11 protein-coding genes are annotated in these 12,473 nt (G+C 69.1%); all 11 read left to right on the top strand.

Features of this window, described 5'->3' with window-relative positions; genetic code table 11:
• The first annotated feature begins 275 nt into the window (after nucleotides 1-275).
• The 11 genes from ACH4U8_RS04160 (at nucleotide 276) to ACH4U8_RS04110 (ending at nucleotide 12,329) form a co-directional block, all read left to right on the top strand.
• Nucleotides 276-1,271: an ABC transporter permease gene (locus ACH4U8_RS04160; protein WP_360317296.1), complete on the top strand. Its 996-nt coding sequence runs from the start codon at nucleotides 276-278 to the stop codon at nucleotides 1,269-1,271.
• Nucleotides 1,272-1,308: 37 nt separating this feature from the next.
• A complete protein-coding gene (locus tag ACH4U8_RS04155; RefSeq protein WP_395775778.1) occupies nucleotides 1,309-3,078 on the top strand; it encodes an ABC transporter substrate-binding protein in 1,770 nt (589 codons plus the stop codon).
• Between the two features lie 102 nt (nucleotides 3,079-3,180).
• Nucleotides 3,181-4,188, top strand: a complete 1,008-nt coding sequence (locus tag ACH4U8_RS04150; protein WP_395775777.1) for an ABC transporter permease — start codon at nucleotides 3,181-3,183, stop codon at nucleotides 4,186-4,188.
• Complete coding sequence (locus tag ACH4U8_RS04145; protein ID WP_395775776.1) at nucleotides 4,188-5,288, top strand: ABC transporter ATP-binding protein; 1,101 nt, start codon at nucleotides 4,188-4,190, stop codon at nucleotides 5,286-5,288. Before ACH4U8_RS04150 ends, ACH4U8_RS04145 begins: the two co-directional genes overlap by 1 nt.
• Nucleotides 5,289-5,356: 68 nt before the next feature.
• Nucleotides 5,357-6,715 carry an oligopeptide/dipeptide ABC transporter ATP-binding protein gene (locus ACH4U8_RS04140; protein ID WP_395775775.1) on the top strand — a complete coding sequence of 453 codons (1,359 nt, stop codon included), beginning with the start codon at nucleotides 5,357-5,359 and terminating at the stop codon, nucleotides 6,713-6,715.
• A gap of 36 nt (nucleotides 6,716-6,751) precedes the next feature.
• Nucleotides 6,752-7,423 carry a trimeric intracellular cation channel family protein gene (locus ACH4U8_RS04135; protein WP_360317307.1) on the top strand — a complete coding sequence of 224 codons (672 nt, stop codon included), beginning with the start codon at nucleotides 6,752-6,754 and terminating at the stop codon, nucleotides 7,421-7,423.
• A gap of 407 nt (nucleotides 7,424-7,830) precedes the next feature.
• On the top strand, nucleotides 7,831-9,018 hold the full coding sequence (locus tag ACH4U8_RS04130; RefSeq protein ID WP_360317310.1) for a cysteine desulfurase family protein: 1,188 nt from the start codon (nucleotides 7,831-7,833) through the stop codon (nucleotides 9,016-9,018).
• A gap of 85 nt (nucleotides 9,019-9,103) precedes the next feature.
• On the top strand, nucleotides 9,104-10,201 hold the full coding sequence (mnmA, locus tag ACH4U8_RS04125) for a tRNA 2-thiouridine(34) synthase MnmA (protein WP_395775774.1): 1,098 nt from the start codon (nucleotides 9,104-9,106) through the stop codon (nucleotides 10,199-10,201).
• A 100-nt stretch (nucleotides 10,202-10,301) separates the two neighbouring features.
• Nucleotides 10,302-10,637 carry a hypothetical protein gene (locus ACH4U8_RS04120; protein ID WP_360317316.1) on the top strand — a complete coding sequence of 112 codons (336 nt, stop codon included), beginning with the start codon at nucleotides 10,302-10,304 and terminating at the stop codon, nucleotides 10,635-10,637.
• Complete coding sequence (locus tag ACH4U8_RS04115; protein WP_395775773.1) at nucleotides 10,634-11,734, top strand: DUF6973 domain-containing protein; 1,101 nt, start codon at nucleotides 10,634-10,636, stop codon at nucleotides 11,732-11,734. The genes ACH4U8_RS04120 and ACH4U8_RS04115 overlap by 4 nt, the downstream gene beginning before the upstream one ends.
• A complete protein-coding gene (locus ACH4U8_RS04110; protein WP_395775772.1) occupies nucleotides 11,727-12,329 on the top strand; it encodes a hypothetical protein in 603 nt (200 codons plus the stop codon). The genes ACH4U8_RS04115 and ACH4U8_RS04110 overlap by 8 nt, the downstream gene beginning before the upstream one ends.
• The last annotated feature ends 144 nt before the right edge of the window (nucleotides 12,330-12,473 follow it).

The raw sequence follows: 12,473 nt of genomic DNA, 5'->3' as shown, positions 1-12,473 counted from the left end.
ACAGACACTGATGCCCCCAAAAAACTGACGTCACGTCATCAACCGCTGCCTTGTTGTGATTTCGTGACCGATCTACGCGGATCAACCAGCGAATCGGCGCTTCGTAATCACGGTTCAGTAAAGGTATTCCGCGACCCCTGTTGGTGACCCCCGTCACGGAGGAGTCTCACCCGGACGACAGATCCCGAAGATCATCGGGATCGCAATGCCGGGTATGGCGACGGGATCGGCGATCCCGAGCCGCCGTCGCATCCGTGAGCGGGGAGGGTCGATCCATGACGGCACCGATCGAGACCACCGGTGTGGCCCGAGAGGCGCACCCCGAAGCGATCGCCGAGTCCGCCGGCGTCCGCATCGAGGGTCGTTCCCTCGGCCAGATCGCGTGGGCCCGATTCCGTCGCGACAAGGTCGCGATGGCCGGTGGCGTGGTGATCATCTTCATGGTACTCGTGGCGATCTTCGCCCCGGTGATCACCTCCTTCATCGGCGGCGATCCCACCGAGTACCACGACGATCTGCTCGACCCGGTGTTGAACATCCCCAACGGCAGCTTCGGCGGCGCCAGTTGGGACCATCCACTGGGTCTGGAGCCGGTCAACGGCCGGGACATCTTCTCGCGCATCGTCTACGGCGCCCGCATCTCGATGCTCGTGGCCTTCCTCGCCACCCTGCTGTCGGTGGTCCTCGGCGTCGTACTGGGCACCGTGGCGGGCTACTTCGGCGGCTGGATCGACGCGCTGATCAGCCGCGCGATGGACGTCTTCCTGGCCTTCCCGCTGCTCCTGTTCGCGATCGCGATCGGCAGCAGCCTGCAGGGCGAGGCGTTCGGCCTCAAGGGCGACACGCTCCGGGTCACCGTGCTGATCTTCGTGATCGGCTTCTTCAGTTGGCCCTACATAGCCCGCATCGTGCGCGGCCAGACATTGTCGCTGCGCGAGCGGGAGTTCGTGGACGCCGCCCGCAGCCTCGGGGCCACCGATCGGCACATCATCTTCAAGGAGCTGCTGCCCAACCTGGTCGGTCCGATCCTGGTGTATTCCACGCTGCTGATCCCGACCAACATCCTGTTCGAGGCCGCCCTTTCCTACCTGGGCGTCGGCGTGCAGGAACCCACCGCCTCGTGGGGTGGCATGCTCGCGCGCGCCACTCCCCGGTACGAGGACGCACCGATGTTCATGGTCGTCCCCGGAGTCACCATCTTCATCACCGTGCTCGCGTTCAACCTGCTCGGCGACGGCCTTCGAGACGCCCTCGACCCACGCAGCCGCTGAATATCCCGCAAGTCCCCACGAGGAGGCACGACCAGCGATGAAACACCCGGTAACTCGCAGGCGCAGGGCCCAGGCGCTGATCGGCATCGTTGCGGTCACCGCGCTGACCGCAACCGCGTGTGGCGGTGGCAGCGGCGGCTCGAAGAAGAAGTACTCGCCGAGCAACAAGGCCATCACCGAGGTCGTCAACCAGTCGCCCAAGAAGGGCGGGACGCTCAAGCTGGTCAGCTCGGACAAGTTCGACTCGCTCGACCCGGGCGACATGTACTACGCCTCGGCCTGGAACTTCTCCCGGCTGATGGCCCGTCCGCTGCTGACGTTCAAGCCCGCACCGGGCAACGCGAGCTACGAGTTCGCGCCGGACCTGGCCACCGACGTGGGCAAGACCGACGACGGCGGCAAGACCTGGACGTACCACCTGCGCAAGGGCGTCAAGTACGAGGACGGCACCGAGGTCAAGGCCTCGGACGTCAAGTACGCGGTCGAGCGGACCTTCGACAAGGAGATCCTGCCCAACGGCCCGGGCTACTTCGCCCAGTACCTCGACCCGGACAGCACCTACAAGGGCCCGTACAAGGACTCCGCGCCGGACAAGCTGGGCCTGAAGGCGATCGAGACGCCGGACGACTACACCATCGTCTTCAAGATGAAGGAACCGTTCGCGGACTTCAACTACCTCGCCGCGCTCCCGCAGACCGCGCCGGTCCCGCCCGGCAAGGACACCGGCAAGGAGTACGTCAAGCACCCCCTCGCCACCGGCGCGTACATGGTCGACGGCCAGTACGAGCCCGGCAAGGCGGTCAACCTGGTCCGCAACCCGCACTGGGACCCGAGCACCGACCCGCTGCGCAAGGCGCTGCCGGACCGGATCGAACTCCTGGAGAAGCAGGACGCGAACGACGTCGACAACCGGCTCTTCGCCGGCACGGCGCAGCTCGACGTGGTCGGCACCGGGGTCCAGGCCGCCGCCCAGAACAAGATCCTGACCGACGAGAAGCTGGCCGGGAACTCGGACGACGCGGTCTCCGGAGCGCTCGCGTACCTCGCGATCAGCTCGAAGACCCCGCCGTTCGACAACGTGCACTGCCGGCGCGCCGTGCAGTACGCGGTGAACAAGGCGCAGATGCAGCGCGCGGTCGGCGGTGAGGTCGGCGCCGACATCGCGACGAACCTGATGCCGCCGACGCTGGCCGGTTCCAAGGTCGCCGACATGTACCCCAACGGCGAAAAGCACACCGGTGACGTGGCCAAGGCCAAGGACGAGCTCAAGCAGTGCGGCAAGCCGGACGGCTTCAGCACCATCCTCACCGCGCGCAGCAACCGGCCCAAGGAGGTCGCGGGCGCCACGTCGGTGCAGAACGCGCTCGAAAAGGTCGGCATCAAGATCGAGATCCGTCAGTACCCCTCGGGTGACTACTTCACCCAGTTCGCCGGTGTGCCCAAGTGGGTGGCGGACAACAAGGTCGGCATCATGTTCATGCAGTGGGGCCCCGACTTCCCCACCCAGTTCGGCTTCTTCCAGCAGATCGTGGACGGTCGGGCGATCAAGCCCGCCGGTGGCACGAACCTGTCCGAGCTGAACGACCCGGCGGTCAACGGTCTGATCGACCAGGCCACCCGCACGATCGACCCGAACGCGAGCGCGGCCATCTGGCAGCAGTTGGACCAGAAGGTGATGGAGTCGGCGGTGATGGTCCCGTTCGCCTGGACCAAGTCGCTGCTCTACCGCCCGCCGAACGTGACCAACCTGGTCGTCACTCCCGCGTACTCCGGGATGTACGACTACCTCAACATCGGTATCCAGTAAGCCTGCGACGAGGTCAGTAGCCCGAAGGAGAGGTGAAGGCCCGTCAGTTCCGGTGCGGGGAGTGGTGATCCCGCTCCCCGCACCGGACCGGGTCGCCGGCTCATGATTTTCTATCTGCTCAGGCGACTGGCGGGAGCGGTGGTGCTCCTGTTGATCGTCACCATGGCGGTCTTCGCCATCTTCTTCCTCATACCGCGTCTGGGAGGCGCCACAAGCGACCAACTCGCCGCGCGGTACGTCGGCAAGTCACCCAGCCCGGCAGCGATTTCGCAGGTCAAGCACAGCCTCGGGCTGGACAAGTCGGTGCCCGAGCAGTACGGCAAGTTCGTCAAGGGCATGGTCGCCGGCAAGGACTACGACACCGGCGTGCGCAAGGTGCACTGCGCGCCGCCCTGCCTCGGCTTCTCCTTCCGCAACAACCTGGAGGTGTGGCCGCGACTCCAGGACCGGATCCCGGTCACCTTGTCGCTGGCCGCGGGCGCCGCGGTGCTCTGGCTGCTCGCGGGCGTCTCGATCGGGGTGATCTCGGCGCTCAAACGCGGCAGCCTCCTGGACCGCTTCTCGATGGGCTTCGCGCTCGCGGGCGTGTCCCTGCCACCGTTCTTCACCGGCCTGGTGGCACTGGCGTTGTTCAGTTATCAATGGCCGATCTTCAAGGGCGTGCACTACGTGCCGTTCCTCGACAATCCCGGTAGCTGGGCCTGGAACCTGGTGTTGCCCTGGCTGACCCTGGCGTTCCTGTACGCGGCGCTGTACGCCCGACTCACCCGCGCCGGCATGCTCGAAACGATGAGCGAGGACTACATCCGCACCGCCCGGGCCAAGGGCCTGCGCGAACGGGACGTCATCGTCAAACACGGCCTGCGCGCGGCGCTCACGCCGATCCTGACCATCTTCGGCATGGACGTCGGCCTGCTCCTGGGCGGCGCCATCCTGACCGAACAGGTCTATTCGCTCGACGGAATCGGCAAGTTCGCCGTCGAGGCGATCACGCAACAGGATCTGCCCGAAGTGCTCGGCGTGACGATGATCGCCGCCATCTTCGTGATCCTGGCCAACCTCGTCGTGGACCTGCTCTACGCGGTCGTCGATCCCCGGGTGAGGACCTGATGCCCCGACTGCTACCGCGCCGCAAGCGGGAAACCGCGGCCGAAACACCCAAGCTCGCCCCGGCCGGTCCGCCGCCGGAGAAGGACAACTTCCTCGAAGTGCGCGGCCTGACGGTGCACTTCCCCACCGACGACGGTCTGGTGCGCAGCGTCGACGGGGTGGACTTCGCGCTCCGCCGCGGGCGCACGCTGGGCATCGTCGGTGAATCCGGCTCCGGCAAGAGCGTCACCTCGCTGGCGATCATGGGCCTGCACGGCAACACCAGTGCCCGGATCGGCGGCGAAATCTGGCTGGACGGCCAGGAGTTGGTGCGCTCGACTCCCGAGCAGGTCCGGCTGATGCGCGGCCGGCGGATGGCGATGATCTTCCAGGACCCGATGTCCTCGATGCACCCGTTCTACACGGTGGGCCACCAGATCATCGAGGCCTACCAGGTGCACAACGAGGTCTCCAACAAGCAGGCCCGGTCGCATGCGATCGACCTGCTCGGCCGGGTCGGCATCCCGCGTCCGGACCGGCGCGTGGACGACTACCCGCACCAGTTCTCCGGCGGCATGCGCCAGCGGGCGATGATCGCGATGGCGCTGAGCTGCGACCCGGAACTGTTGATCGCGGACGAGCCGACCACCGCGCTGGACGTCACCGTGCAGGCCCAGATCCTGGACCTGATCCGGGACCTGCAACGGGAGTTCAACTCCGCAGTGATGATGATCACGCACGACCTGGGCGTGGTAGCCGAGCTCGCCGACGACGTACTGGTGATGTATGCCGGTCGGGCGGTCGAGCACGGCCCCTCGCGGACCCTGTTCGAGCAGCCCCGACACCCGTACACCTGGGGCCTGTTGGGCTCGTTGACCCGGCTCGACCGGGATCGCCAGGAACGGCTGATGCCGATCAAGGGCAGCCCGCCGAGTCTGATCTCGCTGCCCTCGGGCTGTGCGTTCCGCACCCGTTGCCCGTACGCGGACCACAACGACGGGCGGGAGAAGACCGAGGTCCCGCAGTTGGTCGAGATCGAGCCGGGCCACCGGACCGCGTGCCACCTGGACATCCAGGAGCGCGAGCGGATCTGGACCGAGGACATCAGGCCGCGCCTGTGAGCGAGACGGCGAAAAGCAAAGGGAACGGGAACGCTGAAGTGACCGAGGGCGCCCGAGCGGGAGACGACGTGAAAGCTGCGCAGGCCGCCGATTCTTTGGACGTGCCGGAGTCGGACGCGCGGGAGCGGGACGTGCTGGTGCGGGTGCGTGGGCTGCGCAAGCACTTTCCGATCCGGGCCGGGATGACTCGGCGCCGGGCCGGCGCGGTCAAGGCCGTGGACGGGCTCGACTTCGACATCCGTGAGGGCGAGACGCTGGGTCTGGTGGGCGAGTCCGGCTGCGGCAAGTCGACCACCGGGCGGATGGTGATGCGGCTGCTCGAACCCACCGAAGGCACCATCGAGTTCGGCGGGCGCGACCTCACCGGGCTCTCCCGAGGACAATTGCGGCCGCTGCGGCGCGACTTCCAGATGATCTTCCAGGACCCGCAGTCCTCGCTGAACCCCCGGCACACGGTCGGCACCATCGTCGGGCTGCCGTTCCGGCTCCAGAAGGTGACCCCCGAGGGCGGCATCAAGAAGGCCGTGCAGGAGTTGTTGGAGCTGGTCGGGCTCAGCCCCGAGCACTACAACCGCTACCCGCACGAATTCTCCGGTGGGCAGCGGCAGCGGATCGGCATCGCCCGGGCGTTGGCGCTGCGGCCCAAACTGGTGGTCGCCGACGAACCGGTGTCCGCGCTGGACGTGTCGATCCAGGCGCAGGTGGTCAACCTGTTGGACGACCTGCAGAGCGAGTTCGGGCTGACCTACCTGATCATCGCGCACGACCTGTCGGTGGTTCGGCACACCAGCGACCGGGTCGCGGTGATGTATCTCGGCAAGATCGTCGAGATCGCGGACCGGGAGGATCTCTACTCCTCGCCCAAGCACCCGTACACCGTCGCGCTGATGTCGGCCGTCCCGGTGCCGGATCCGGCCCGGCGCGAGACCCGCGAGCGCATTCTGCTCAAGGGCGACGTGCCCAGCCCGATGGACCCGCCGCCGGCCTGCCGCTTCCACACCCGGTGCTGGAAGGTGCAGGACATCTGCAAGACGCAGGAGCCGCCGCTGGCCGAGATCGTCGGGCGGCACCAGGTGGCCTGCCACTTCCCGGAGAACATGCCGGCGGGGGTGGGCGGCGGGGGCGAGGTCGTGGAGTTGGTGAAGCCGGCGGCGCCGGTGGCGGATGGGGCTGTCGTGGCGGCGCCTGTGGAGGACGCGCCTGTGGAGGACGCGCCTGAGGTGGCCGTACCTGCCAAGGAAGTGGCTGCCGAGGCCGTACCTGCGACGGATGTGGCTGCCGAGGCCGCGCCTGCGGAGGACGCGTCCGCGACGGACACGCCCGTGGCGGAGTCGGCGCCCGAGGCCGTCGAGGCCGGTGGGGAGCCTGCGGCGGAGGGTGCGGTCGAGTCCGACGGGAAGGACACACCGCCCTCACCGGCCCCATGAGTAGCGGGCCGTACCCGGCGGTGTAGAACATCCGTTATGTCGCCCGAGGTGCCGCCCGAGATCTTTCACCACACGCTTCAGCAGGTCCTGGACCTGCTCGGCATCTTCGTGTTCGCGGCGGCCGGCGCCCTGATGGCCGTCCGGAAGAACTTCGACGTCATCGGGATCGCCCTGCTCGCCGAGGTCACCGCCCTCGGCGGTGGGGTGATCCGCGATGTGATCATCGGGTCGGTGCCTCCGGCGGCCTTCACCGATCTCGGTTACTTCACCACCCCGCTGCTCGCCGCCGGCCTGGTCTTCTTCCTGCACCCCCAGGTCGAACGCATCATGTCCGCGATCGACGTGCTGGACGCGGCCGGGCTCGGCCTGTTCTGCGTGACCGGCACCGCGAAGGCGTACGCGTACGGCCTGAATCCCATTCCGGCCGCCGCGCTCGGGGTGACCACCGCCGTCGGCGGCGGCGCGATGCGCGACGTGCTGGCGCGCGAAGTGCCCACGCTGCTGCGCTGGGACAAGGAGATCTACACCTTCCCGGCGCTGCTCGGCGCGGGCATCACCGCCGCGCTGATCGAGTTCGACCTGTTCGGGCCGGTGACCGCGACGGCGGCGGTGACCTTCGCGTTCCTGCTCCGGGTACTCGCGCTCCGGCGCGGGTGGCGGGCGCCGCGCGCGTGGCGCCGGAACTCGGGCACCAGCGTCGAGGAGTAGGTCGAGCAGTAGGTCGAGGGCCGGCGAGCCGACGGCGGGCGCGCCGCACGCTCGGGGTGGCCGCGGGCCCGCAGGAGTTCGGCTCGACCCGGTACGGGCGACTTCACCGCTTCACCGGCAGGCGCGGTGCCACCACTCACAGGGGTGGACCGGGCCCAATTCGGCTCGACACGCGTTGCACCAGGATGTGTGGGAGAGCCGGCAGCCGTCGACCTACGAGCACCGGCCGATGCGATCGGATCCGAAGGACGAGCGCCCGCGTCGGCGACTCGTCGCGTACGCGCCCGCGATGCCGGTCTCCCGGAGCTTGTGGCTCGGCCGATTCCTGCCCGGAGGGCCCCGTTACGGACGGGTGTACGGCCGCCCGCGCCGGCGCCCACGCGTACCCGACTAAGCTTCGCAGTGCGATGGCCTACTTCGATCACGCGGCGACCACCCCGATGCGCCTTTCGGCAATCCGGGCGATGACCGTACAGCTCGCCCGACTCGGCAACCCGTCCTCGCTGCACGCCTCCGGCCGACGCGCGCGCCGCACGGTGGAGGAGTCCCGCGAGTCGCTGGCCCATGCGCTGGGCGCGCGACCCAGCGAGATCGTCTTCACCGCAGGCGGCACCGAGGCCGACAACCTCGCGGTCAAGGGGATCTACTGGTCCCGTGTGGCGGCGGACCCGGCGCGACGGCGGATACTCGTCAGTCCGGTCGAGCACCACGCCGTGCTCGACCCCGTGTTGTGGCTGGAGTCGGCCGAGGGCGCGGTGGTCGAGTGGCTGGACGTGGACGCCGACGGCCGGGTGCAACCGGACACCCTGCGGGCGGCGATCGAGCGTGATCCGGCGTCGGTGGCGCTGGTGACGGTGATGTGGGCCAACAACGAGGTCGGCACGGTCGAACCGATCGCCGAGCTGGTCGAGATCGCGCACGAGTTCGGCATCCCGTTCCACTCCGACGCGGTGCAGGCGGTCGGCCAGATTCCGGTCGACTTCTCGGCGACCGGCCTGGACGCGATGACCGTCACCGGGCACAAGCTGGGCGGCCCGGGCAACTGCGGCGCGCTCGTGCTCGGGCGCGGCATCACGCCGGTGCCGGTGCTGCACGGCGGCGGCCAGGAGCGCGACGTGCGCTCGGGCACGCTGGACACCGCGGCGATCGCCGCATTGGCGGTGGCGGCCGAGGAGTCGGTGCGCGAACAGGCACAGTACGCGCGGCGAGTGGGCGCGCTGCGCGACGAGTTGGTGCGGCGGATCATGGCGGCGGTGCCGGACGCGCAGCTCAACGGGGATCGGCGGCTCGACCCGGCGTACCGGTTGCCGGGCAACGCGCACTTCTCCTTCCCGGGCTGTGAGGGCGACTCGCTGCTGTTGTTGCTCGACGCGCGCGGGATCGAGTGCTCGACCGGCTCGGCCTGCTCGGCGGGCGTCGCCCAGCCGAGTCACGTGCTGCTCGCGATGGGGGCGGACAGCGCCAGGGCGCGCGGGTCGCTGCGGTTCAGCCTGGGGCACACCACCACCGAGGCCGAGGTCGCGGAACTGGGGGAGGCGATCCTGCCGGTGGTCACCCGGGCCCGATCGGCGGGTTCGGTGGCGGCGCGGCGGTAGGGCCCGGGCTCTCGGGCCCGGTCGGGTAATCCCCTCGGGGGTCGGCGGTGCGACCACGTACTCTTGAGGCGCTATGTCTGATCACATGCTTCCTCCTGCCAACGGCCGCCTGCGGGTGCTCGCCGCCATGTCCGGCGGAGTCGACTCCGCCGTTGCCGCCGCGCGAGCGGTCGAGGCCGGACACGACGTGGTCGGTGTCCACCTCGCGCTCTCGGCGAAACCCGCGACGCTGCGCGAGGGGGCCCGGGGCTGTTGCACGATCGAGGATTCCCGGGACGCGCGGCGGGCCGCGGACATGATCGGCATCCCGTTCTACGTGTGGGACATGGCCGAGCGTTTCCGCGAGGACGTCATGGACGACTTCGTGGCCGAGTACAAGGCCGGGCGCACGCCGAATCCGTGCCTGCGCTGCAACGAGAAGATCAAGTTCGCGGCGCTGCTGGACAAGGCGCTCGGGCTCGGCTTCGACGCGGTGTGCACCGGGCACTACGCGCAGATCGTCGAGCACCCGGACGGCTCGCGTGAGCTGCATCGCTCGATCGACATGGGCAAGGACCAGTCGTACGTGCTGGGCGTGCTCGACACCGACCAACTCGCGCACGCGATGTTCCCGCTGGGCGGCGACACCAAGGGCGATGTGCGGCTGGAAGCCGAGCGGCGCGACCTCGCGGTGGCGAAGAAGCCGGACAGCCACGACATCTGCTTCATCGCCGACGGCGACACCCAGGGCTTCCTGGCCAAGCACCTGGGCACCGAGCGCGGCGACATCGTGGACGCGACCGGCACCAAGCTCGGCGAACACGACGGCGCCTACGCCTACACGATCGGCCAGCGCAAGGGCCTGCGCATCGGCCGGCCCGCGGCCGACGGCAAGCCGCGCTACGTGCTGGACATCTCGCCGGTCCACAACACCGTCACGGTCGGCCCGGTCGAGGCCCTCGACGTGGACCGCCTGGTCGGCATCCGCCCCCGCTGGTGCGGCCCGGCCCCGGTGGGCGAGGTGACCTGCACGGCCCAGGTCCGCGCCCACGGCGAGGAGACGGCGGCCATCGCGGAGGCGGTCGGCGACGAGGTCCGCGTGCGCCTGGCCGAGCCGATCCGAGGCATCGCCCGGGGACAGGCGGTGGTTTTGTACGACGGCACGCGCGTCATCGGCTCGGCGACGATCGACGGGACGGCGTAGGCGGAGGGCCGCCGTCCGTCCCGCAGCCGTCCTTCCCGGCCGCGGGGTCGGCCCGCTAGCTTTTCTCCCGACTGGTGAACCAACCACGGGGGAGGAAAGAATGTCCCAAGCTTTCGAGGTCGACGCCGAGCAGTTGACCCAGGCCGGGGCGCAACTGGGCGAAGCAGCGGGGGCGTTACGGTCGAGCAGCGACCTGGTGGTGCGAATGCCGCATCCCGACACGTACTCGGCCACCTCCGCCGCCACCACCGAGCGAGCCTTCGAGTACGTGGCGAAGGCATACGCGACCGTGGCCGAACAGGTCGAGGGCGCTCGCCGCGGGCTGGGGGCGAACGCGGCGCAGTACACCTCCACGGAGATCCGGAACAAGGATTCGTTCGCGGTCCCGCCCGCGCCCGCGCGATCCCGGATCGCCGCGATGTTCGAGGACCGGTGAGCGACGTCCGGGCCCTGGTCCCCGGCGACCCGATGTCCGTGCGCACCGCCGCCGGCAACCTCCTGCTCAACTGCATGGGCGCCGGCCGCGCCAACGAGACCCTGGGCCGAGTCGTGGAACAGACGTCGGCCACCTGGAAGGGCACCGCCGCCGAGGGCCTCCGGGCCGAACTGGGCGTTCGGCGGGCCCGGTTGACCGAGCTCTCCGATCGCGTCGGGGTTATCGTGCAGGCCCTGTACGGCTATGCCGACGCGCTTGCCACCGCCCAGGCGACCGCCGGTCGTTGTCTGGAGATCGCCGCGCAGTTGGGGATGGACCCCGTCCTGGTCGAGCAGTCGGCCATGCGGCCGGAACTGCTCATCCCGCAGTCCTACGACTGCGGCCCGACGGGCCGGCTGACCGATGCCGACATGGCACAACGCGCGGGTCTGGCCCAGGAGTTCAATCGGCTGCTCGCGGAGGCGCGAGGCAAGGCCGTCGAGGCCGACTACGCGCTCGAACGCACCATGCGGGTGCCGCTGAACGAGATAGCCACGCAATACCAGGTCGGTGACCAGGAGTTGGTCGATTTCGCGCCCAACCCGATCGAGAGTCGGATTCCCCATCTCAACGACCGGCGGCCCGCATCCGAGCAGGCCATGCTGCTTGAACTCTCCACCGAGGAGCGGGCCCTGTACATGTTGATCGGCAATCAGGCGTGGGAGGAGTGCCGCAAGCGATTCCCCGGCCAGGGCGAGCTCGAAGGCCATGCCGACGCGTTTCGACACACCTACTGGAATGCGTTGTTGGTCCGGAATTTCGGGCCGGAATGGACCGCGCGGTACACGACGGCGCACGAGATGGGCGCGGACCCGGATCCACTCAAGCGCACCTCCGAGTCGATGGACCTCTTCAACAACGAGGTCGGTCGACGGGTCGCCGTCGAAGCGAACGGCAAGTCGACCGAGGAACTGGCGGACATGGTGGAACACGCCGTGCGCAACGGGCAGACCGTGGTGGTCGGGGCCGACGGGCAACTTACCTACAGCGACTACGTACCACCCGGTCGCACCTGGGATGCGGATCGCAAAGGCAAGACGGAGTCGTTCGATGTCTGAGGAGCTGGACGACGCGGAATTCGAGGTCGGCGCGGACGACGAGGGCGAAGAGGTCGGGGAGTCGGCGGATTGGAAGTCGCCGCTCATCGGGTGCCTGATCGGGGTGCTGATTACGCCGATTGTGCTGGTGGGCGGGTTGTACGCGGCGTCGGGGAGTTTTCGGTCCCTGGTGTCGGAGGTGTTTCGGCAGGAGGACGAGCGTTCCTTCCGGGAGCGGGCGCAGCGGGACATTTGTCGGGATGGGGTGCTGCGGCTGCGGGATGTGACGGACTTCGCCTGGGACACCGTCCATCTGGGCGCCGCCGAGGACACCATGGTGCGGCAGTACGGCGAATCGGTACGGCTGCCTCGCAGCAGCGACGACGAGCCGGTCACCTTCGTGTTCGTGAAGGGACGGGAAGCGGTGCGGACGTACGAGGTGGGGGGCGCCGTCCACGTCCGTGCCGGGGATCGCCCGTGGGGCCGGGAGGTGTATCTCCGCCTGGACGAGAAGCCGCCCGCGCCGGGCACGTTGGCAAGTCCGCAGGTGGGCGAGGGCGGTTTGCCCGCGGTCGTCGACAGCGCCACGCGGGAGCGGGTCTGCGGCGGGAAGTGAGGACGGGGCACCGGGGCCACCCTCGCCGATGGCGGGGTCGGCCCCCGGGCCGGGGGTGGTACCCGGGGGCCGATGCGTGCCCGCACGGCGTGCCCGCACCGCCTTCGACGCCGTGCGGGCTGTCTGGGCGTCACCGACGATGCT

The organism is Embleya sp. NPDC020886 (assembly GCF_044333915.1).
Taxonomy (GTDB): domain Bacteria; phylum Actinomycetota; class Actinomycetes; order Streptomycetales; family Streptomycetaceae; genus Embleya.
This window is presented reverse-complemented; position numbering and strand designations above follow the sequence as displayed.